The sequence below is a fragment of the Brevundimonas sp. PAMC22021 genome (assembly GCF_019443405.1).
Taxonomy (GTDB): domain Bacteria; phylum Pseudomonadota; class Alphaproteobacteria; order Caulobacterales; family Caulobacteraceae; genus Brevundimonas.
Genome location: NZ_CP080376.1, coordinates 75219 through 96069, shown reverse-complemented (window position 1 = coordinate 96069; position 20851 = coordinate 75219). Strand labels below are relative to the sequence as shown.

Here is a 20851-nt window from a genome sequence, read left to right as displayed (position 1 = left end):
CGCAGCGGGAGAGCCTGCGCGCCCGGCCGCGCTCGTCGTCGGCCGCAGATTGCTGCAAGACCGTCGTGGCAACATCGCGCTGAAGTTCGCGCTGGTGGCCCCCGTCGTGGTTCTGCTGACGGTTGGATCGATTGAGTTGGCGAGCGTGCGCGCGGATCAGCAGCGGCTGCAAGGCGTGGCTGACAGCGCGGCTCTGGCGGGCGCCAACGAGCTTCACCTGGGGGTGGCGTCCAGCGCCCCGATCGAACGGGCCCGCGCCTTTGTCGCCGCGCAACTCGCTTCGCTCCCGCGGCCGCCCAAAGCAACGGTGGGAGTCGCGGTGGTCGAACGGGGCTCCGGCGGACGCGGGTTGCGGGTCGAGATCGCCGCCAAGCGAATGTCCTTCTTCGGCAACATGCTTCCACCGGGAGGATGGGACATCGGGGTCCAGGCCACCGCCAGCTCCATGGGCATGGCGCCGCTCTGCGTACTGGGTCACGGCCAGGGCGTAGGCGACGCCCTGAAGATGGAGGGCTCCGCGCAGCTGAAGTCGCCCGCCTGCATGGTGCAGTCGAATGACCGCATCAAGGTGGCCGCCTCCAGCCGCATCTTCGCGGCGATCACGCAGTCCGTCGGACGCGCCACGGGTCAGATCCAGCCCGCCGCGCAGACTGGCGCGCCTCCGATCGCCGACCCGTACCTGGACATGAAGATCACCGTGCCGGGCGCCTGCACCAGTTCCAAGGTCGTGAAGGTCGACAAGAGCCGGTCCCTTGCTCCGGGCATTCACTGCGACGACTACGTCGTCTCCGGCAAGAACGTGGTGCTGACGCTGCAGGCGGGCGACCACTATTTCGTCAACAGCCGCCTTGAGATGAAGTCGGACTCCACGCTAGCGGGACAGGATGTCGCGTTGGTGTTTGATCGTTCCAGCTTCGACTTTCTGGACAAGTCGCAGGTCACCCTCGGCGGCCGTCGCTCCGGGTCTCTGGCGGGCTTTGTCATCGTCGGACTTCGACCGAAGACGGCCTGGTGCAAGCCCAAGCCTGGGGCGGAAGACGATGATGACGACGAAGACGACGATGATGAGGACGACGACGACGATGATGATGGGCCGCCCAAGCCGTCGCGGCCAAAGGACTGTCGCCTCGGCAGCGAGTTCAAGATGGCCAGCGACAACGTCAAGGCGCTGAACGGCGTGATCTACATGCCGTCTTCAAAGTTGATCGTGGAAGGCAAGAACCAGGTTGCCGGGACATCGGACTGGACCGTGATGATCACCGAACAGCTGGAAATCCGCGGCTCCCCGATCCTGGTCATCAATGCGGACTACAGCGGCTCGCTGGTGCCGGTTCCCGACGGCGTCGGATGGCGCTCGAGCGCGGTTCGTCTGGTGGGATGATCCCGCCCTTGGGAGTGCTGTCGGTGATCTAGTCTAAACGCCACGTCGGGATTTTACTTCATCGCACTTCATCGATGACGGTTACCGCCGCAATTGCATCCCCTCTCGCCCTCAGCCTAGCTGAGCCCGAACTTCCGCCGCTTTGAGGATCATCCTTATCATCTATCGCCTCCACGTCCGCCGCGGTCTGTCCAACACGGTCGAACTCTTGCCGGGCGTAGATGATCGGGATGCCATCGAACTTGCGCGCCTGTACGTCCTGTCCGATCCGTCCATCAGCCACGCCGCACTCCACGGCGTCGATGGAAACCACCTGGCTGACCCTTTTGACGATTGATCGGTGGATATGCGGGGGTTTGCGGAACTTCGGGCAAGCGCGCGGCGCCCGACAAACCGCGGTTCAGGCGCTGACCATGGCGCGCCGGACGAGACGTCGCGATCACCAGCGCGCTGGACGCTTGAACGCCCTGATCGACCCCTGATCCAACCCCTCCCCCAATCGGAGACGCGACCCAAGGGTTGAGGAAGACATTACGGAGCACCTTCCATCAGGCGCAGAGGCTGGCCCGCTCACAGACCAACCTTCCGACATTTGCCTCGGACTTCGCTGAAGCATGTAGGTCAGGCTTCATGGTTTCAGCATCTCCAAGCTGGTAGCGAAGAGCCCCTCCCCGTGCATAGCCCGGGAGGGCCTCCGCCATTGAGGCTCCGACTGCGCTGGCGCTGCAAGGCGCCAGTACCCGACATCGGCTTTGGCCCTGAGAGGCCCCAGTTACCTCTGGTGCGCGTGAGTGTTCTCTGGGCGGTCGGGAACCCTATGGCAGCCGGTCGACAACGGAAGCTCTCCCCGCCCGCTTCGCAGGCGCCGTGATGGAGTCCGGGATGCGTCGTTCAGCGTTGGACGGCAGAGATCCTGCGACTCGCCTGCCGAGCTTCACCGTGCGATATTTGGCTTGGAAGGTCGAACGGCAGGCAGGGTGTCAGACCTGTCAGCATGATCCGAGGCAGACTCCATGGACTACAGCCTGCACCTGTACGCCGGCTCGGTTTTATCGGTCGAGATGATCGACGCCGGTTGTGATGAGGACGCTTGCGAACTTGGACGGATGCGGATGCTTCTGACCACGGCTTACAAGCGCGTTGACGTTCGTAAAACCGGCGACCTTCTAGCCAGCTTCACCCGCGACAGTGACGCTTGAGACTGGATATGGGTCTCGACCATTAAACGGCCCGCTTCAGCGGTTCCGGCTTCTTTCCATCGGGCAGTTTTTTCCGGAGATGGCTATGTACAACATGATCGTCGAAGGGCTTGGAAATAAAGGTCGCGCAATCCGGCATCTCGCCTGCTTCCGGTTTCCGACGCCCGCTGGCCACGACAATCTCAAGCTCCGGCCATTTCTCAGCCGCGTACCGCGCAAGGGCGAAGCCGTCGGTTGAACCTGGCATTTCGACGTCCGAAAACAGCAGGATCACATTAGCCCCGAACTCTTCCAAGACGAGCTTCGCCTCGTCACCATCCCCGGCTTCGTAGGTGCGAAAGCCCGCGTCTTGGAGTATCTGCGCGGCATCGATGCGGATGATCGCATCGTCATCAACGACAAGAGCGTACGGGTTCGTCGACAGGACCATGCTGCTCACTCTTGGATGATGGTCATAGCCAAGAGGTCGAAGGCCGTCGCGGTTCCAAAGAAACCATCTAGTCAGCGCAAGGGGGCTTTCTGAGCAGTTACCGCTGGGTCCCGGTTTTGAGCAGCGCGACTTCGTCGCGGATCTCGAGCGTGGCGGCCGCCAGCCACGAGGCGAGATCCGACCATCTTTGGACCAGGCTGTGCGCGGCCTCGACGTAAGTCGCATCGACGTTGGCTCTGACCACAAGCCGCTCCATTTCAGCGGAAAGCTCTTTGAGGGCTTGGGCGCGGCCAGCCAGCACCGCAGCGCGGTAGGCCGTTGAGTCGGTATCCATAGCGGTGGCGCCGGCGACAAGGGGCCATGTCGACGCCTTCAGATCCGGAACAGCGTTAGGCCTCTCTCGAGCGCAGGACAAGCGCGGTGCCACAGAGGACCTATACACAAGCCACCCGTCTCCCTCTATGCAGGATGATCTAGGTCTGTGAGGTCCGGTTCGACCTTGCGCGGACGCGCATGGACAGGCTGCCTTGCTCCTCGTCGAAAGCCTCGTTCACGGGCTGATTGCGCGGCGGGTGATCACTAACGCCGATGCTGTCGAGATCGTGGATGTCGCAGCGGAAGTGACAGCCGACCTCGGAATGGACCAGGGCGACCTGCCTGCGAAGCGGCGACGATCGATGGATCTTCTGGATGCTGTGGGCGCGAGGCTACGTATGGACATCCCGCAAGGGTGACATCCGATTAGCGGCCAGGCGGAAAGCGGCCGACCCTGACCTGATCCTAAGCCTGATGGATGTGCGAGCCCGCCTGCACGCGACTCCTGGGCCAAACATGCCTGCTGAACCGCCTAAGCCTTCGTCGGTCGGCCCCCCCTGAAAGCCCCCCGGTCAACCCGGTCGATCTGCTCAGACCTCTTGAGGGTCTCGTTCAACCGCCTTCGAGATCGCCTGCCAACATGCTCCAGACTCGACGACTGCGGGCTAGGCACGGTCTTGAGCGCGGTTCGCACGTTGGATGGTTGCGCGTGTTTCGCCTCGGGGCCTGCTGGCGGGCGGTTACGGCTGTCCTTCGTCAGGCGCCGGCTACAGCGGCGTCAGGAGCCGCTTCGACCGATCCGGCAGAGGCTGTGGTGGCGCGAATGCGATTGCGGCTCATACCCCGGCCATGACGGCGTGAGGTCGCCGCCACACAACTGGTGAGCGCGAGCGGCTCGCGGGCTCAGACCCGGGCACTAGCAACGGACATTCACCGTCCGTTCAATGCGGACATTCAGCCTGCCGGGCCGATGTCCGTTGCGATGGGACTGTGAGCGTCTTCGCCCCCTGCGCTGACGCCATCTGAACGGCTAGGGGCAGCGCGTCCGAGCTCAACGCGGCGATGTCCGGCCTGACTCCGACCCCTTCCCACCCATGGGCGGCTTTGGGATGACGCCGCCTGAGATGATCGGGATCGGGCAGGTCATGACCTGCGGGCTTTAAGCTGACGGCGCTGCGCATGGTTCAGCAAGCGAGGACCCAGTCATCTGCAGATCGGTCGTCGCAGGGTTTGGCTGTTGATGCTGTTCGGAGCCGCCGCGGTGCTGGCCATCTTGATCCTGCTGCTGACCCTGAATCAGGCCGCCAGCGCCGGCGACTGACCTTGGCGGGCTCTGCCCTCCACCACAGCCTGCCTCGCGCACGGCCCATTCCGGAGGGTCATTAGGTAGGTGGCGGCCCGCTTTGAGCTTACCGGAACAACGCGGGCCGCCGAGGGGAGAGAGCTGTCACACCATCCGACCGCTGACACTCTCGCACAAGCGAAGGCCGATCGCACCCTCAACATGGAGCCCATATTGTCCCAAGGTGAAGATTGCACCAGACCGGCCGAGCGAGCATCGCTGCGCGGGTTTTAGATAGAGGCCGGGCCATGCCTGACGGGAGGAGGACGCTTGTCGCATCCTGCCTGACGCAGGCGGGCGACAAGGACCAAGCGAGCGACTGGACGACGTGGCGGCCGCCCGCTCGATGCGAAAGCTACGGGCCGCCGGCAAGAACTGAATGCTGTGACGGATATGCGGGGGCGGTTCTGGTCAGAGGCTCGACGGCTATTCGCATCTTTGATGAGGTGACGGCCCGGCTGAATCAAGCTTGGGGCGGACAAGCCCGGGCGCGTCGCCGGTGATGATGCAGATCCATCGGCGAGCGGCGAGCGGCGAGCTGAGCACGGCCTGACTGGAGCGTGAAGACTAGAACAACGCAGCGAGACAGCCGGCCAAGCCAACAATCCCGGCGAAGCTCCACAGCCGCAAAGCGCTCTCGCCTCGATGGCGGCGACGGCGACGGGAAACGGCAGTCGGCATAACGCCCTCCTGAGCAGCCCCCCCCCCCCGGCTGAGCGCATGACGCGCCCGACGTGGTTACCCCGACGTTAACGGATGAGTCGCGGCCTTTCGCGCCTTCAGGTTCAGCGAGAGCTCCACGCATTCACGTTCTGCCTCTGCCGATGGTGATGAATTCGAACCCGGAGCTGAGCCCTATCGCCATGGTGTCGATGATGGCGCCGAGGACGATCCCGCCAGCAACCGCGAGCGGGCACGGGATGATCCTGCGGGTCCTGTCGACCCTGTCCGAGACCTGTCCGTTCGGCCAATAAGTTCCGAGCCAACCCTGACACGAAACGTGCGGACGCCTAACGCCCCACGTTTCGCTTCATCCAAGCCATGTAGAGCCGGAACAGCCAACTTCCTTCGCTCACGGGCTTGGACTGGCGCGCAGACAAACGCCGGCGCCGTCTCTTCGACAACAGTCTCAACATAGCCTTCCCGCCCGTCCGACGTGAGTCGCAGGTGCTCGTGAGCACTGTGCGCTCACAACCCATCACCAGACAGTCGGGAGATCAACCACGATCTATGTCCTGGGCGTACCGTCGCGCGCCAATCTCAAAGCTATGAAGCCGTCCTGATCGGTGAAAACCTTCAGGCGGGTCAATCAGGCGACCGAGCCGTCGCGAACGAGACGAACTCAGCGTGAGCATGTCGCTGCTTCGCTGGGAGCGGTCATACAGACCACGCTGTAAATACAACGCTCCACGCGCGAGCCGGAGGTCTGCGTCTGTGCGCGGCGCCTACTTCGCAGACCAAACTGTTGCGGATGTTGGACTTTCGAGCTGTTGCGGCCTTCGAACGTGGTCAACCTCAATCCGAGCCGGGTCCGCGTTATCCGAAGATCGCGAATCTCCTGTCTCCGATGTGATCACTGCTCAAGGGTCGGTTGCCTCATTTGGAACCGACGCCCCAGAGAACATCCGCCCTCTCAGTTGACGCTGGCGTGCCAGGGCTCGCAGGCCACAGAAGCGATCCTGCGGGAAAGGCGAAGGCGCCACTGCAAGGCCCGCTCGGAGCATAGCCGCTCGCGTAGCGATTACGCGCTTCGTCGACATACCCGGCGTCGGAACAATCAGCTGCGATACGGTGTCTCTTGGGCCCGCAGCCACGGTGCTTTTCTGGCTGTGAGCCCTGAGTCCTGAGCCTAGCGATTCGTTGTTCTCGTAGGACGCGGTTCGACACACACGTCCCATCATCAGAATTCCTCCCAGCCGTCCTCGAGCTTGTGGGAAACGACCTGGAGCTGCGGCTTCAGAGCGGTGACGCCGCGGTTGATGGTCTTCATCGCCCGCGCCATGCGGCCTTCAGGCCTGGACGCGGCCGGACGAACCGGGGCGGCCGAGGCGCGCATTGGTGCGGCCGCAGCATGGGTCTGGCCGATGCGGAAGCGGGCGACCGAGGCCTGCAGCGCGTCGGCTTCCTGGGCGAGCGAGTGGCTGGCGGCGGTGGACTGTTCGACCATGGCGGCGTTCTGCTGGGTCACCTGGTCCATCTGGTTGACGGCGGTGTTGACCTGCTGGAGGCCCGTCGCCTGCTCGCTGGCCGAGGCGGCGATCTCGGACACCAGGCTGTCGATCTCGGCCACGCGATCCACGATGCGCTGCAGCGACTGACCGGTCTGACCGACCAGCTTGACGCCCTGATCGACCTGGCCGGTCGAGGCCGAAATCAGAGTTTTGATCTCCTTGGCCGCTTCCGCCGAACGCTGGGCCAGGGCCCGGACCTCGGAGGCGACAACCGCAAAGCCGCGCCCGGCGTCGCCGGCCCGAGCGGCCTCCACCCCGGCGTTCAACGCCAGCAGGTTGGTCTGGAAGGCGATCTCGTCGATCACGCCGATGATCTGGCTGATCTGGGCCGAGGAGCTCTCGATCGCGGTCATGGCGGCGACGGCGTCGCGCACCACATTGCCGCTGGTCTCCGCGTCGCCGCGTGCGGCCTGGACGACGTTGGAGGCCTGCTTGGCGCCCGAGGCCGTCTTGTTCACCGTGGCGGTGATCTGGTCCAGGGCGGCGGCGGTTTCCTCGAGGCTGGCGGCCTGCTGCTCGGTGCGGCGCGACAGGTCGTCGGAGGCCTGGCTGATCTCGCCGGCGCCCGAGCGGATGCCCGCCACGTTCTGCACCACCACGGCGACCGCCTGCTGCAGCTGGGCGATGGCCGAGTTGAAGTCGGCCTTCAGCTGTTCGGCGCGGGGCGCGACCTCCACCGTCATGCGGTGCGTCAGGTCGCCCTCGGCCATGGCCGACAGGCCGGAGGCCAGGGCGCCCAGGGCGACGCGGTCCTCCTCGGCGATCCGGGCCTTTTCGGCCTCGTTGGCGGCCCGCTCCTGCTCGGACAGCGAACGCTGCGACAGAGCCTCGGCCTCGACGCGCTTCTTTTCGATGGCGGCGTCGCGGAAGGCCAGAACGGCCTGTCCCATCAGGCCGAACTCGTCCTTGCGACCGGCCAGCGGCACTTGGATGGAGGTATCCCCATCCTTCAGCTTCTTCATGTCGCCAATGGTCGTCAGGATGGGGCGGGCGATGCCGCGCGTCAGCGCCAGACCGGCGAACAGCGCGATCAGGCACGCCAAGGGGAGGCCAATAGCCAGACTGGTCAAGGCCGCTTGAACGGCTTCATTCGACTTCTCACGGACAATTCCGAGATGTTCTGAGGCCTTGCTCTTGATCACGTCCACGGCTTCTTCGACCGGCACGATGAAGCGGTCGGCCGGGCCGTCAGGCGCGACCATGGCGCGGGCCTGTTCACGCGTGGCGGCGTCACGAGATAGCTGAACCACCGGGTTGCGAACGTTGACCCACCAAGCGTCGGCCGCAGCCTCGGCAGCATCAGCGGCGGCGATCACGTCCGCCGAGCCTTTCTCGCGCACCTCGGCCAACGCCTTCTTGAACTCGGCGCGATGGCCGTCAAGCCGCTCTAAGTAATAAGGATCCTGCGACAGCAGAAAGCCGCGTATAGAGTTTTCCTGCTTCGCCAGCCTTAACTCCGCAATGTCGGCGGCGGCGGAGATCGCATTGGCGGTGGTGCGGGTCTTAGTGGCGCTTCCCACTGTGAACAGGCTCATGCCGATTACGGCGCCCATGATAGCCATGGCGCCAAGCACCACGGCGAAGGCGACAAACAACTTCCGCCCAACGGGCAGGTTGGTCAAGTTATTCACGAACGAGTTCCCCTTACTCCGCCTTCTGCAGGCGCTACATGTTGACGCCAAGCTTCAGTGGCTGCCGGTCCGGCTACGATCGCGTGGCTGTGACAGCCAAAGGAACGCAGATCTGGCGAGCCGCCACTCCCCCTGAAGCTCTGGAGACAAGGCCCGCTAGGGCTTCACGTCCTTCAACGAACGGATGTACACGTACTTAGCTAACGGACATTTACCGCGGAGGATTTGACCGGGCCATTGCGAGTCCGAGCACTCAGGAGTCCAACTGAGTGCTCACCGGCTGCGCTTCCTCGCTGACCCCGCGGTGGCATCTGGACAGCCGATGGGACGTCGATCACATCTGCGCATGACATACGGGCTCTTGAGGCTCGTTTAGGGCGCGCGCTGAAATTTGAGCAGCATATCGATGTGACGTTTTCTTTCCTCCCGTCTCGAACTTTTCATTTGTCCGCTTTCGGCGTGTGCAAGATCGGGAGGGCAAGGCGAGCGCGATCTTGGACGCCGATGCGTCCTCGTCTAGCTTCGGTCGTTTGCGATCCGGAGGTCCCATGACCGCAGACGCCGCGCCTTCTTCCGACTTTGTGGCGCTCACCGCGCACATCGTCAGCGCCTTCGTGGCGAACAACTCGGTGGCCGTCGGCGACCTACCGGACCTGATCGTTTCGACCTATGCGGCTTTCTCCGGCCTTGGCGCCGAGGCCGGAACGGCCAAGCAAGACGTGGGCCCCGCCCCGGCCGTCTCGCTGCGCAAGTCGTTGGCCAGTCGCGAGCACATCATCTCGCTGATCGACGGCAAGCCCTACAAGTCCCTCAAGCGGCATCTCTCCGCCCACGGCCTGACGCTCAAAGCGTACCGCGAACGCTACGGGCTTCCCGCCAGCTATCCTATGGTCGCCCCGGCTTTTTCGGAGCGTCGCCGCGAGGTCGCCAAGCAGCTCGGTCTCGGCCGCAAGCCCCGCGCCGCCGCCGCGCTCGCCGAGGCTCCGCGCAAGCCGCGCACCAAGGCGGCCAAGCCGGAGCCATCAGCATGACTGCCTGGTGTTTCCCGACATCCGGCCCCCTCGCGGGCGCGGCCATGGCTCTCGCTGCGTGCGTCGATCAGCCAGCCAGACCGGCGGACGCCGGCACGCTCCTGCCGGTTCCGCTGCCGACCCCGGCCGTGACGATGGCGGCGGATCCGCCGCCGCCCTTCACCTATTGGGCGCCCGAAGGCGCGACAATCCGAACCCATCCGCGCGAACCGACCATCTGGATCGCAGAAACGCCGGATGGGGACCGCAAATTCTACTTCGGCGATCAATGCCTGGCTTCGGAGCGCCAGGGTTGGATCGGGCAGCCGGTGGACGCCCTGCCCGAACCGGCCGAGGGTTCGGTCTGGCGCATCGGCTGCTCCACCTGCGAGCAGACTTCCGACCTCAGGCGCGACCGGCTGAACATCTCCTTCGACGAGACCTCGCGCCTGATCGTCGACGTGAGCTGCGGCTAACCGGTGAGGTTCTAGATCATGCGGACAAAACTTCCGGCATCCTGCATCGTCGTGGGCGCCGCGACCGCGCTCGGCGCCTGCACCGCGCCCGAAACAGCCGCGACCGCACCGATGCGAGAGCCGGCCCCAGCGACGGCGGCCATTGCGGCTCGCACCCCATCGGCAGATCAGTGCCGTGCGTCGGAACGCCAGGTCTGGGTCGGGCAGTCGGTTCACAGCCTGCCCGAGCAGCCCGAAAGCGAGACCTGGCGCGTCGTCTGCACGACCTGCGACAGGACCGACGACTACCGGCCCGAGCGCCTGAACGTCGAGTTCGATGACGCCACCCGCCGGATCGTCAAGGTGAGCTGCGGCTAGCAATCCCTCAATGGCGGGGCTTCAGCCTAGCGCGCAAGCGCGAGCCAGTCGTTCACTGCTGAACGGCCATCATCCTTCCGATGCCGCGGAAAAGGTCACAGCTTCGATCTTGTTGCCTTCGGGATCCAGGATGAAGGCGCCGTAAGAGTTCGGATCATACTTCGGCCGGAGGCCCAGGACGCCAACATCCGTTCCGCAATGCTCGAGCGCGGTCCGATAGAAGCGGTCTACCATCTCCCGGTCGGCCGCCTCGAAGGCGATGTCGGCGACAACGATCGGCCCCAGAGACTGGGCATGGCTAGAAGAATACCCAGACGGTAAGGAGGTCGAGCGGAACGACTTTTACCTTCGCGCCTCTATCCAGCTCGCTGCGGGATCGTCAGCATTGAGCTGTGCTGGAGTTGGATGGATGCTCCGCCTTGAGGATCGGCCGCCAGCTTCAAAAGCACGATTTCACAGGTATGACTACGCTTGCGTGGAGACCGCTCGGCGTCCAGGTGAGCTTAAGGACGCCGCCGAGTTGCCGTTCGATGATGCTTGCAACCATCCGCAGACCGAAGCTCGGCTGAACCGCTCGCTTGAAGGCCACGCCGGTTTCAAGCCAACTTAGATGGGCGCATTCACCATCGTCCGTTGCAAAACACGTAATCTCCAGCATGCCTCCGGGAAAGGACAGGGCGCCGTGCCGCGCAGCGTTGCTAGCGAGTTCATGAACAACGAGGCTGACGGCCTGAACGATCTCTGCAGGTAGGGGAGTTGCATCACCCGACACTTTGATGCGGTCCTGCGGAAGCAGTGCAAGTTCGGCGTCGATGACAGCCGTCAAGGGCATCGGAGACCAGCCTCCACGCGCGAGCAGGTGATGCGCCCGAGCCAGAGCGCCGACACGCCCTTGCACCGCGAGCGCATATTGCTCCGGGTTTGAGGCGTCGCTTTGCCGCATGAAGCTGTCAACAATCATCAGGGCATTGAGGGCGCGGTGATCCACTTCACGGAGCAGCGCCTTCTCAACCTGGGCGAGATCTTGGGCACGACGCTGCGCGGTCATGTCCATCTGCGATCCCAAATAGTACAGCACATCGCCGTCTTCAGCGAGCACGGGGCTGATGGACAGTCGATTCCAGAATGATGTCCCATCTTTCCGGTAGTTCAGAATGTCGGTTGTGACATGCCCATTGTACGCCAGACATTTCGCGAGCAGCTGTACGTGCGCCGGATCAGTTTCCGGCCCCTGCATGAATCGACCATTCCGCCCGAGCACTTCGTCAGCAGAATAGCCGGTCAAGTCCAAAAACGCCTGATTGGCCCAGACGATCGGATTGTCCGGCAGCCGCGGATCGCTGACGGTCATCGGCATACGCGTACGCTCGACCGCTATCACCGCCAAGTCACTGCGGTCGAAAAGCGCTGCGCTCGTGGCTGCGGCGGGTTCGTCTTTACGAATACAATTCTGATGCATCGAGGCGCGGCTACAGCAACACAGATTTTCTCCAACGGTGGATCGTCCGAAGGGTTCACCTTGGCGTCGCCTTTACGGCGACGTGCTTGCCCATTTTCCATGTCGCGGTAGAGGCGGCTTCTCGATCTATCGAAGCTAAGATTCGGGGGGTCTATTCTGGCAATGACGCCGTTGAGCCTATAGCAGAGCTTGTAGTCGAAGAGGCTCGCCTGCACGAAAGCGTCAGAGCGCGTTTGAAAAGCGCCACGTCACGCTTCCGACGCGGGACTCTGGATGAGGCGCGGCCGAGTTGACGCTTTCGTGCCGAGGGCTTTCGTCAAAGGACTTCGGCCGGGCGTTCACGCCGACCGATCAGGCAACGAACGCGCCGCCGCCTTGGCGTCTTTTCAATGAACAGCCAACCCGCTCTCATAACCGCCAACCCGCTCTCAGCGGTGTGATCGAGGGGGAGGAACCCTGGACGGCGGGACGTGGTTTCAGCCGTGCTGTTGGCTGACCAAAGGAGGAGAAGGCGGGGAAAATCGGCGCAGCGGAACGTGCGTTTCAGCTCGCGCAAACAGGGGCGTACTCGGTTTCAGCCGATGTTCGACAAGCGCTGCTGAAAGAGGGCTATCCGGCGTCGGACGTCGCCGCACTTTCAAGGCCGAACATGCGCCGAGACCTCATCACGGCCTGTCGCTCAGCGGGGGCTGACGGCGCTTCTCGCCTCATAAGAGCCGAGCGTGTTGACCTTAACGCTTAGCAGCGGGGCTCGGCTGGAGCAGGGCGAACCTTCAGCAGCGGGTGAGCTCAGGCGCGTCCCGCTCATTGTTGATCTTAGCTGAAGGTCTGTACGTATGGCCAAGCGCTTGAGCGCATGGTCGTCAACAACCGGGGTCGGCCGACGTTATCCAACCCGTTCGCGGGAGATCGCGGGTCTGCAACTGAGATGGGACAGGTCCGCTTAGTTGGCATGTCCTTGGTCATGTCAGCGGAAGACGCGGTTCTTGATGAGTTCTGGCGCGTGCGCTTCGGCGAGCCCATTCCGATCTTGGGAGCGACTGAAATCGCAGTGCGTATTCTTCAACTCAATGAGCAAGAGCTGCAAGCCTTGCGCTCGACTCGGCAAACAGCCGACTCGTGCGTGTCCGTTGGAGCGCGCGGGGCCAAGCCCTTGCCGTGACCGGGGGGATCTTGCGAGGTCGGGCTGGAGGCGCCGCCCAGGCTGAGGCAAAGCTCAGATCTTGGGGGCTAAGCCCGGTCGGTGTTGGCCTGTATTGATGCCGCATGCTCGGGTGGAGAGCGTCCGCGCAAACCAATCTCGCTAAACGTCGTCGAAGTAGGGGCCGATATCGCAGGCCGTCCCGAAGAGAATAGCGAGGTCTTGGCCTAGCCCTGTCACGCCATCCGGATCGCTGTGATCCGACACCCGCAGCGTCTTGTAGGGCACGCCGCGACAGGGAGTGCGGACGCGCACCGATAGGCTGGAGCCCCCTCCGCCCTTCGCCGGCAGCAGCCGCAACACCTCGAACCCGAGCACGTCCCTTGCTGGCAGCACGAACAGCTGGTGGGAGCATAGGATCAGGGCTTCCCGACCGGGTGGGCAGCTGATTCGGTTCCGGACTTGAGGCAGATAGCCGGCCGGATCACGGGCGTATTCAACTTCCGTCTCTCCGGGGGCTGTGTTCGCCAAGCCGCCGGGATTGGGCGACAGGAAAGGACGCGTTTCGGCGATGGGGCGGGCGTCAGCCACCCATCGCTCTTCCTCGACGCTCAGCGGCAGGCGAAATCCCGTCAGCAGGGAGACGCGGCAGGCCGTGATCAGCTTCGGCTCGCGCGCATGGGCGTCGTTCTGCAGGTTCGGAGATTGCCAGGCATGGGGCCAGGACTGGAGCTCGAGAGAGGCGGTTCCAGCCTGCCAGCGGCCGTAGAGGGTGTTGTACTGCTTGCCGACTGGCGCGGGGCCAAGGCGGGCGGCGAAATAATCTGCGATGCGGTCGATGTTGGCTCCGGCATCGTCGGTGTACCAGGCCAAGCCGGAAAACCTGACAATGGGCGCGTCGGGCGCGTAGCGCTCAAAGAGGCTGGCGGTCCAAGGCTGCAGAAAGCCGGACGGCCGGACGGCGTCGGGAAAGAAGAGGGCGTTCCGTCGGTAGAATGGATCGAGCGACGCTATGACCCTGGCTTCGACCTGCTGGCGCGTCTCCTTCCACGGCAGACCCAACTGATTCAGAAGCTGGTGCAGCGGATTAGAGCCGTCCAGCGCCTTATCGAGCTGGGCAGGCGGCGGCCCCGGTGAATATGTCGGCGAAGGCGGGATCGCAGCGGTCGCGCGGCGCAAGCGTTTGAAGAAATCCAAAACCCGCCGTCCGATGCAAGAGCGAAGGGGCTCGCGATGCCAGAGCTTGAGACCCTTGGTCAATCTCGGTGGTCTGGTTTGACCCTTCGCCGCGTCAGGGCGCTGGGTCATACGCCTCCGAATATCGAGGGGCTCCACATCAGCTCCTAGGGTGCAGCTGTTCAAGAACAACGTGCGCCTAGGTTGCGGTACGAGCTTCAAGCGGGGTGTCTCAGCCACTCGTGTTGCAAAGCTTTCGGAACCGACCTCCGCCGGCGTCGGTCGGATCATCACAAGCGGCCGGTTTTCCGGCATCCTGAAGCCGAGGAACGCTGCGGCCGGAGAGGCGAACCGCGGGGCTGGGAGGGATCTTCCGCATGTCACAAAGGCGACCGGGTCAAGATTCTCTACCTCTGGCCGAGGCGGGCGAATTCGCTTCAAGCTGGATGTCGCCGAGGCTGCGACCGTCGCGGTGAATCAGCGTCGCATGAGTGATGGAGCTGTCGGCCAGCACATAGATGCGCGCGAGCGCCAGAGCGTCGGCGTCATCGATGCCGGCTAAACGTTCTTCGGTCCTGAAGCCGTCGCGGATGAGGTGGAGTCGATAATCGGTCATGCAAAACGACTAGGCAGCCCAACCTGAACTGTTGCTGACAGCGGCCGCGCGTCCGCCTCGAGGGAGCACGTCAGGAACTGTGGCGGTTTCGACGCGACTTCCATCGTGAGCATGGCTCGACCTAGCCGCGCCCAGCGACGCACCGGCTGCGCTGGGAGCTCCGGCCACGAAAGTCATCCCGCACCCGGATGCGCCCCTGATGCACTGAAGCCATGTGCTCGACAGGGCGAGTTGAACGCGCGAGGGGTGCTCCGCCCCTGCCCATTGTCTTGGAGGACCCGCATGACCGACCGCATCGGTTGCGCCACGCTTCGCGCCCGCGTCACGGACGCTGACGCCGCCGCCGGCCTGATCCGACCTGGCGAGACGATCGCGGCCAGCGGCTTTACCGGCTCGGGCTATCCCAAGGCCGTGCCGCAGGCGCTGGCTCAACGCATGGCGGCGGAAGGCGCCGCCGGACGCCCCTTCCGCGTCAATCTCTGGACGGGCGCCTCCACTGGGCCCGAGCTGGACGGGGCGCTGGCCGCAGTCGACGGCGTTGCCCAGCGCCTGCCCTACAGTTCCGATCCCGTCGCGCGAGAGAAGATTAACCGAGGCGAAATCGACTACCTCGACATGCATCTCAGCCAGGTGGCTCCCATGGCCTGGGAAGGCGTGTTGGGGACGCTCGACACGGCCATCATCGAGGTCATTGGGGTGCGCGCCGACGGATCGCTCATCCCCTCGTCGTCGGTCGGCAACAACAAGACCTGGCTGGACCGTGCCAAGCGGGTGATCCTGGAGGTCAACCGCTGGCAGAACCCGGCGCTGGAGGGGATGCACGACATCTATTACGGGACGCGCCTGCCGCCAGAGCGCGTGCCCATCCCGTTGGTGCGGCCAGACGATCGCATCGGCTCGGCCTACTTCGCCTGCGATCCCGACAAGGTGATCGCCGTGGTCGAAACCGATGCCCCCGACCGGAACCTGCCGTTCGCGGCGCCGGACGATACGGCCCGGGCCATCGCCGGGCACATTATCGAGTTCCTGGCGCACGAGGTGTCGCGCGGCCGCCTGCCGCCGGAACTGCTGCCGATCCAATCCGGCGTAGGCAACATCGCCAATGCGGTTCTGTCCGGCCTGATCGACGCCCCGTTCGAGCCGATGACAGCCTACACCGAGGTGATCCAGGACGGCATGATCGACCTGCTGGATGCGGGCAAGCTGCGGATGGCCTCGGCCACCGCCTTTTCGCTCAGCCCCCAAGCTGCGACGCGGCTGAACGCCGATATGAGCGCTTACCGAAACCGCATGATCCTGCGCCCGCAGGAGATGAGCAATCACCCGGAGATTGTTCGCCGCCTCGGCTGCATTGCGATGAACGGGCTGATTGAGGCTGACATCTACGGCAATGTAAACTCCACCCTTGTCATGGGCTCGCGCATCCAAAACGGCATCGGCGGCTCGGGCGACTTTGCGCGCAACGCCTATGTCTCCATCTTCATGACGCCGTCGACGGCCAAGGGCGGCAAGATTTCCGCCATCGTGCCGCAGGTCTCTCACGTCGACCACATCATGCAGGACGTGCAGGTGATCGTGACCGAACAGGGCTTGGCGGACCTGAGAGGTCTCTCGCCTCGGCAACGGGCGAAGCTGGTGATCGAGCGCTGCGCGCATCCCGACTACCGCTCGCTGCTTCGCGACTACGCGGTCCGGGCTCACGGCGGATCATACGGCCTGCACGCCCCATCCCTGCCCGGCGAAGCGCTCTCATGGCACCGACGCTTCATGGAGACGGGAACGATGCTGCCTGCTTGATCAGGGTCAATGCGGAGCCAACCAGGAACGTCCATCGTCGCCTGATGCAAGGAGACCGCGATGAACGATCACGACAGCGAGCAGATAATTACCCGCGCCGGCGTGCGGCTGCATGTCAGGCGGACCCGCGATGAGGACGAGCCCGCTCTGGCCGCCTTCTTCGCTTCAGTTACGCCGGAAGACCTGCGATTCCGCTTTCTCGCGACCCTGCGCGAGGTCGGCCACGACCGTCTGGTGGCGATGATCCGCGCCAACGACGCCCGCAACGAGAGCCTGATCGCCTTTGTCGATGACGGCTCCGTGGCGGCGACTGCGATCCTGGCCAGCGATGGGGCAGGCAAGCGTGCCGAGGCCGCAGTCGTGCTGCGGGGGGATTTGAAAGGACAGGGCGTTGGCTGGTCACTGCTCGATCACTTGGTCAGCCGCGCTCGGGCGCGCGGCTACGCCGTCATCGAGTTCATCGAGGGCCACGCGAACCGCAGCGCCCTTGAGATCGAGCGCGAGATGGGCTTCGAGGAAGAGGTTGTCGACGGCGATCCGTCGCTTGTGCAGGTCAGCAGATTCTTGCGCTGACCGCCTCGCCACCGCGCGGGCGGAGCTCGAAACCGCCTTCTTCAGGCATGCGCGACGATGGCCGGATGTGGATGTTGAACGGCGGAGCCGTTCGGATTTGGGGTCGTCTGAGGCCAGCAGAGTGGACGACCCTCCGCTCCTGCGGAGGGTCGTCCCCCTGTCACCAGCGGATGCGGACGCCTAGGCGCGCGCGCCAGCCCTTCATGTCGCCGAATGCGGCTTCGCCCTGGATGAAGGCCTCCAACCCGTTCCAGGAGGCGTCGGCGCCGGCGGTGACAAGGCCGTAGGTGGCCTCGTCCTGGTCGGCCAACGGCAGATCGGAGCCTCCGCTGGAGAACAGGCCTCTGCCCCCCCCACTCCTGCACCGCATGAGCGCTCACATAGGGTCGGAGGTCGCCGCTGTTCGAGCCTAGCCGAAGACCGAGCCGGCCTTCTCCGGCGTCCACATCGTCCAAAGTTATTGCGGCGCCGAGAGCATCGAAGTCGTCAAGGCGGGTGTGAACATAGGCGAGCTGAGCCTGGGGTTCGACATAGATGCGTTGGTCCCCGAGCCGCCGGGCCACCTGGGTTTGAACGCCGGTGCTAAGCCCGTCGAAGGTTTCAAGGAACGGCGCCGTTGGGTTGGTCAGGCGCAGTTCGAGCGCGTCCGCCTTCGCCAAGACTTCCGCGCGCAGCCCGTTGCCGCTCCATCCGGCGTAGGCGCCGAGGTTGGCCGCCTGCACGTCCACCGACGTGCGGCTGGTTTGGAATAGGTACTCGGATCGGCTGACGCCGCTGGTGAGGCCCCAGTAGCTTCCTCCACGCAGCCAATCGACGCCGGTCTGGAAACCAGTGCGATCGGCATCGAACGCCAGATCGCGCGTCTGCTCGCCGTCGAACCCTGTGACCGTTTCGCCGCCTTCGCCCCACCTCAAGCTCGAGCCGAAGGCCTGGCCTCAAATTTCGCCGGACACGCGACGCCTGCGGTCGCCCGCCTCGGCGTCGGCGATCTGCCTTGCGCGATAGGACCAGGCGTCCGCCCCGGCCTGCCACGACTGCTGGTCGAAGCGGGCGATCTTGGCCAGTTCGAAGACCGCGGGCGACGCGAGCAGCCGGACTTCGTCGTCCTCGACGAAGAGGCTGTAGTCGATGAAGCCGGAATAATCGGCGTCGTCGGCCAGCGCGAAGGCCCCGGCCGCTCCTCCGGCCGCGCGGACAATTACCACGCCGGCCGGATCCGGCGATTTTAACGGGAGGCTTCACGTGTCTAAACGCGTCAAAGGTATCCTCGCAGCCGCTGCCCTGGTCTCGGCGGCTGGCGCCACTGCGGTCGTCGCTCAGTCGTATGAGTATCCGCTTATGGCCTACAGCTACGTCTACTACGCCGACGCCGCCAAAGACGCAGGTGCTCGGCGAAACAGCCGACCGCGGCTGCGGCGGTTTCGGCAACAACGTCTACGTGCTGCGCGCCTACAGCCCTTCCGCCTACTACAACGCCACGCCAATCTACCGGTGTGGTGGTCAAGGTCCGGAGCTTCCCACCGACTGGTGAGCCTCGCTGATCAACAAGCGGCTCTGCCCAGGTCGTGGGACAGAGCCTCGGCTCAGGGTTAGTTGACCTGTGCGTCCAGCATACGAGTGAGGTGCTCGGCTTCAGCGGGGCTGAGGAGACGATCGCAGAAGGCGTCGTCGATCGTGAGGTAAGCCGATAACTCCGCGCCATTGGCCTGACCACCGGGGTGGATGTCGAACAAAGCGGCGGAAAGGATCGCGAGCTCAAGCGAGACGGCGCGCGTCACCACAACGCCGAGGAAGCGCTCCGCAGGCGCCGCGTCGGGATCCGAAAAGTGGATCCAGAACCTCGGTGGCTGCAAGGCCAGCAGCATACGGTCTGTGCTGAGGATGGTGGTGATCTGCACTGCGAGATCATGACAGAGCGCCTGGCCCTTCAGCGGCGCCATCAACTCGGCGACGCGGCGGCGCATCGGCTCTTCGACTTGAGCAGAGACATCCACCCCGCCCCTGTCCACCAGGCGCTGGATGATCCCGTCGATGGATTGCGGCACGGCCTCACCCCTGCTGCTGAAAGTCCCGATGATAGACGGCGCGACTTACCGCTTCCTTGCCGGGCTTGAAAGCGCCCTCGAGGAGGCCTTAGTTCGGCGTCACAGGCTCGATCTGGCGCAGAAGGTGCTGGCGATCTAAGGGCTTGGAGACGAAGGTTGTCCGTGTCGGAAGGGCGCTCTGATCCGGCGCCTGGCGCGTCGACATCACAAACAAGGTCGTAGGCGGATGCCGCGTTCGAACCATGTGCGCGAGCTCCAGGCCGGTCATTTCGCCATGCAGTTCCATGTCCGTTAGCACCACACGAACGCCGACATCGTGGGCGAGGATGTTGATCGCCTGATCGGCTGTGTCGGCTTCAAGGACGCGAAACCCTTCCTCCCGGAAGAAGTCCATCAGCTCCATGCGGATGATGTACTGATCCTCGACGATCAGGATCGAGCGATCTCCATAAGGCTGCGACTGTCCCATCACGAGCCCACCCTGACGACCGACGCCGTCGGTGAAGTGATCTCGAACACTAGGCCGTCTGATCGGTAATCCACGACCACTGCACCTCCGAAGTGCCGCTTCAAAGACTCCTCGATCAGCTTGGTTCCAAAGCCGTTTTGGGTCGGTTTGACGACTTCGGGCCCGCCATGCTCCCTCCACTGCAGCTGGAAGTGCGGTTCCCCTTCTGCGGAAGGCTCGACCTTCCACGATAGGTCGATCAGGCCCGTCGCATTGGACAGGGCGCCGTACTTCACCGCGTTCGTAGCCAACTCGTGCAGCACCAGTGCGAGCGGCATCACGACGTGCTGAACCAACAGGGCGGGGTCCCCCTGAATCCGTACACGGCCTTCCTCCGCCACATGCTCAAGGACTCCTCGACAAAGCGCTTCGAGGTCAGCCGCCTCCCACGAGGATCGGGTCAGCACGTCCGAGGCCTTGCCGAGCGCTCTGAGACGCTGCTCGAGGACAATCCGCGCGGCCTTATCGACGTCCGAGCCGCGGAGCGTCTGGCTCACGATCGACTGGACCACAGCGAGCTGGTTCTTCAGGCGATGGGAGAGTTCGTCGTTGAGCAGACGCTGCTGGCGCTGCGCCTCCGCCAGCTGCCCAGCTTCCGCTAACAGCGCCGCTTGCTTGGCCTCTTCGGCGCGCTTGAGCTCCGCCTCCCTCGCCTCCCGATCAAGATCGATGAGGTCGCGTCGGTCGGCGACCGCATGAAGATTCCTGATGATCCGCCGCAGGGTGTAGGCCACGCCGATCAGCATGAGCATGACCAAGCTGTAGAGGATCGTCGCCGTCCATCGTTCAGCATCGATGCGGCCCTGCTCCATCTGATAGGAGACGAGCGTCGCGGCCACGGACAGGAAGGCGCCAAACAGCCCCGGCGCCGCGCCCAGCATCAGGGTCACACCCAGCACGGCTGGGATGTAGAACAGGAACGGCAGAAAGAGCGCGCCGAGCGCAGCCCGCGCGACGGCGACCATCAGAATGATCAGCGCCGCCGACAGCAATCGGCGCGGCATGGACATCCGGAGCTTCAGCGACCAGACAAGAGCCTGCTCGAGAGCCGAGGACGTGACGAGGAACGGCATAGGGTTGCGGAGATGAAGGGCGCCCTTCCACGGGCCAGCCGCAGGTATCAGATCGTGGACGCTAAGCCCATGGGGACCGATCGCGTATTCC

General features: G+C 64.2%; 21 protein-coding genes and 1 pseudogene. 9 read left to right on the top strand and 13 right to left on the bottom strand.

Going from position 1 to position 20851, the window contains the following annotated elements; genetic code table 11:
* The first annotated feature begins 49 nt into the window (after positions 1–49).
* Positions 50–1381: a TadE/TadG family type IV pilus assembly protein gene (locus KY493_RS00435; RefSeq protein ID WP_219897060.1), complete on the top strand. Its 1332-nt coding sequence runs from the start codon at positions 50–52 to the stop codon at positions 1379–1381.
* Between the two features lie 58 nt (positions 1382–1439).
* Here KY493_RS00435 and KY493_RS00430 read toward each other — a convergent pair whose 3' ends face one another.
* Complete coding sequence (locus KY493_RS00430; protein ID WP_219897059.1) at positions 1440–1694, bottom strand: hypothetical protein; 255 nt, start codon at positions 1692–1694, stop codon at positions 1440–1442.
* 700 nt (positions 1695–2394) lie between these two features.
* Between KY493_RS00430 and KY493_RS00425 the strand changes: the two genes are divergently transcribed.
* Positions 2395–2580 (top strand): hypothetical protein, encoded by a 186-nt coding sequence (locus KY493_RS00425; protein WP_219897058.1) that lies wholly within the window; start codon positions 2395–2397, stop codon positions 2578–2580.
* Positions 2581–2602: 22 nt separating this feature from the next.
* Here the strand turns inward: KY493_RS00425 and KY493_RS00420 are convergent, their stop codons facing one another.
* Positions 2603–3010, bottom strand: coding sequence for a response regulator (locus KY493_RS00420; RefSeq protein WP_219897057.1), 408 nt, complete (start codon positions 3008–3010; stop codon positions 2603–2605).
* A 97-nt stretch (positions 3011–3107) separates the two neighbouring features.
* Complete coding sequence (locus KY493_RS00415) at positions 3108–3344, bottom strand: hypothetical protein (RefSeq protein WP_219897056.1); 237 nt, start codon at positions 3342–3344, stop codon at positions 3108–3110.
* Between the two features lie 193 nt (positions 3345–3537).
* Between KY493_RS00415 and KY493_RS00410 the strand changes: the two genes are divergently transcribed.
* Positions 3538–3744: a hypothetical protein gene (locus tag KY493_RS00410; protein WP_219897055.1), complete on the top strand. Its 207-nt coding sequence runs from the start codon at positions 3538–3540 to the stop codon at positions 3742–3744.
* A 2823-nt stretch (positions 3745–6567) separates the two neighbouring features.
* Here the strand turns inward: KY493_RS00410 and KY493_RS00405 are convergent.
* Positions 6568–8529, bottom strand: coding sequence for a methyl-accepting chemotaxis protein (locus KY493_RS00405; RefSeq protein ID WP_255567938.1), 1962 nt, complete (start codon positions 8527–8529; stop codon positions 6568–6570).
* Between the two features lie 548 nt (positions 8530–9077).
* Between KY493_RS00405 and KY493_RS00400 the strand changes: the two genes are divergently transcribed.
* From KY493_RS00400 to KY493_RS00390, 3 genes are read left to right on the top strand one after another with little or no spacing between them, the layout of a single operon-like run.
* Positions 9078–9560: a MucR family transcriptional regulator gene (locus KY493_RS00400; protein WP_219897054.1), complete on the top strand. Its 483-nt coding sequence runs from the start codon at positions 9078–9080 to the stop codon at positions 9558–9560.
* A 44-nt stretch (positions 9561–9604) separates the two neighbouring features.
* Positions 9605–10015 (top strand): hypothetical protein, encoded by a 411-nt coding sequence (locus KY493_RS00395; protein WP_219897053.1) that lies wholly within the window; start codon positions 9605–9607, stop codon positions 10013–10015.
* 18 nt (positions 10016–10033) lie between these two features.
* Positions 10034–10372, top strand: coding sequence for a peptidase inhibitor I78 (locus tag KY493_RS00390; protein WP_219897052.1), 339 nt, complete (start codon positions 10034–10036; stop codon positions 10370–10372).
* A gap of 439 nt (positions 10373–10811) precedes the next feature.
* On the opposite strand, the gene KY493_RS00385 is transcribed toward KY493_RS00390, so the two are convergent.
* The 3 genes from KY493_RS00385 to KY493_RS00375 form a co-directional block, all read right to left on the bottom strand.
* On the bottom strand, positions 10812–11723 hold the full coding sequence (locus KY493_RS00385) for a PAS domain-containing protein (RefSeq protein WP_219897051.1): 912 nt from the start codon (positions 11721–11723) through the stop codon (positions 10812–10814).
* A gap of 1411 nt (positions 11724–13134) precedes the next feature.
* Positions 13135–14307 carry a hypothetical protein gene (locus KY493_RS00380; protein WP_219897050.1) on the bottom strand — a complete coding sequence of 391 codons (1173 nt, stop codon included), beginning with the start codon at positions 14305–14307 and terminating at the stop codon, positions 13135–13137.
* 238 nt (positions 14308–14545) lie between these two features.
* Positions 14546–14764, bottom strand: a complete 219-nt coding sequence (locus KY493_RS00375) for a hypothetical protein (RefSeq protein WP_219897049.1) — start codon at positions 14762–14764, stop codon at positions 14546–14548.
* Positions 14765–15046: 282 nt separating this feature from the next.
* On the opposite strand from KY493_RS00375, the gene KY493_RS00370 reads away from it, so the two are divergent.
* Positions 15047–16561, top strand: coding sequence for an acetyl-CoA hydrolase/transferase family protein (locus KY493_RS00370; protein ID WP_219897048.1), 1515 nt, complete (start codon positions 15047–15049; stop codon positions 16559–16561).
* A gap of 60 nt (positions 16562–16621) precedes the next feature.
* Entirely contained in the window at positions 16622–17134 is a 513-nt protein-coding gene (locus KY493_RS00365) for a GNAT family N-acetyltransferase (protein WP_219897047.1), read from the top strand.
* Between the two features lie 160 nt (positions 17135–17294).
* Here the strand turns inward: KY493_RS00365 and KY493_RS14360 are convergent, their stop codons facing one another.
* From KY493_RS14360 to KY493_RS00355, 3 genes and pseudogenes are all read right to left on the bottom strand, one after another.
* On the bottom strand, positions 17295–17444 hold the full coding sequence (locus tag KY493_RS14360) for a hypothetical protein (RefSeq protein WP_255567932.1): 150 nt from the start codon (positions 17442–17444) through the stop codon (positions 17295–17297).
* A gap of 16 nt (positions 17445–17460) precedes the next feature.
* Positions 17461–18048: pseudogene (locus KY493_RS14575) on the bottom strand (autotransporter outer membrane beta-barrel domain-containing protein); the annotation flags it as partial.
* 21 nt (positions 18049–18069) lie between these two features.
* Positions 18070–18339, bottom strand: coding sequence for a hypothetical protein (locus KY493_RS00355; RefSeq protein ID WP_219897045.1), 270 nt, complete (start codon positions 18337–18339; stop codon positions 18070–18072).
* A gap of 179 nt (positions 18340–18518) precedes the next feature.
* Here KY493_RS00355 and KY493_RS00350 point away from each other — a divergent pair, with 179 nt between their 5' ends.
* Positions 18519–18665: a hypothetical protein gene (locus KY493_RS00350; RefSeq protein ID WP_219897044.1), complete on the top strand. Its 147-nt coding sequence runs from the start codon at positions 18519–18521 to the stop codon at positions 18663–18665.
* Between the two features lie 58 nt (positions 18666–18723).
* On the opposite strand, the gene KY493_RS00345 is transcribed toward KY493_RS00350, so the two are convergent.
* The 3 genes from KY493_RS00345 to KY493_RS00335 form a co-directional block, all read right to left on the bottom strand.
* Complete coding sequence (locus tag KY493_RS00345) at positions 18724–19179, bottom strand: hypothetical protein (RefSeq protein WP_219897043.1); 456 nt, start codon at positions 19177–19179, stop codon at positions 18724–18726.
* A gap of 88 nt (positions 19180–19267) precedes the next feature.
* Positions 19268–19648, bottom strand: coding sequence for a response regulator (locus tag KY493_RS00340; protein WP_219897042.1), 381 nt, complete (start codon positions 19646–19648; stop codon positions 19268–19270).
* Positions 19648–20760, bottom strand: coding sequence for an HWE histidine kinase domain-containing protein (locus tag KY493_RS00335; protein ID WP_219897041.1), 1113 nt, complete (start codon positions 20758–20760; stop codon positions 19648–19650). Before KY493_RS00335 ends, KY493_RS00340 begins: the two co-directional genes overlap by 1 nt.
* Positions 20761–20851: the final 91 nt, after the last annotated feature.

Bases quoted from the DNA above. Each gene is read 5' to 3' on its own strand.
- KY493_RS00425 (WP_219897058.1), top strand. From the start codon at position 2,395: ATGGACTACAGCCTGCACCTGTACGCCGGCTCGGTTTTATCGGTCGAG.
- KY493_RS00420 (WP_219897057.1), bottom strand. From the start codon at position 3,010: ATGGTCCTGTCGACGAACCCGTACGCTCTTGTCGTTGATGACGATGCG.
- KY493_RS00415 (WP_219897056.1), bottom strand. From the start codon at position 3,344: ATGGATACCGACTCAACGGCCTACCGCGCTGCGGTGCTGGCTGGCCGC.
- KY493_RS00400 (WP_219897054.1), top strand. From the start codon at position 9,078: ATGACCGCAGACGCCGCGCCTTCTTCCGACTTTGTGGCGCTCACCGCG.
- KY493_RS00395 (WP_219897053.1), top strand. From the start codon at position 9,605: ATGGCTCTCGCTGCGTGCGTCGATCAGCCAGCCAGACCGGCGGACGCC.
- KY493_RS00390 (WP_219897052.1), top strand. From the start codon at position 10,034: ATGCGGACAAAACTTCCGGCATCCTGCATCGTCGTGGGCGCCGCGACC.
- KY493_RS00385 (WP_219897051.1), bottom strand. From the start codon at position 11,723: ATGACCGTCAGCGATCCGCGGCTGCCGGACAATCCGATCGTCTGGGCC.
- KY493_RS00375 (WP_219897049.1), bottom strand. From the start codon at position 14,764: ATGACCGATTATCGACTCCACCTCATCCGCGACGGCTTCAGGACCGAA.
- KY493_RS00370 (WP_219897048.1), top strand. From the start codon at position 15,047: ATGACCGACCGCATCGGTTGCGCCACGCTTCGCGCCCGCGTCACGGAC.
- KY493_RS00365 (WP_219897047.1), top strand. From the start codon at position 16,622: ATGAACGATCACGACAGCGAGCAGATAATTACCCGCGCCGGCGTGCGG.
- KY493_RS00340 (WP_219897042.1), bottom strand. From the start codon at position 19,648: ATGGGACAGTCGCAGCCTTATGGAGATCGCTCGATCCTGATCGTCGAG.
- KY493_RS00335 (WP_219897041.1), bottom strand. From the start codon at position 20,760: ATGCCGTTCCTCGTCACGTCCTCGGCTCTCGAGCAGGCTCTTGTCTGG.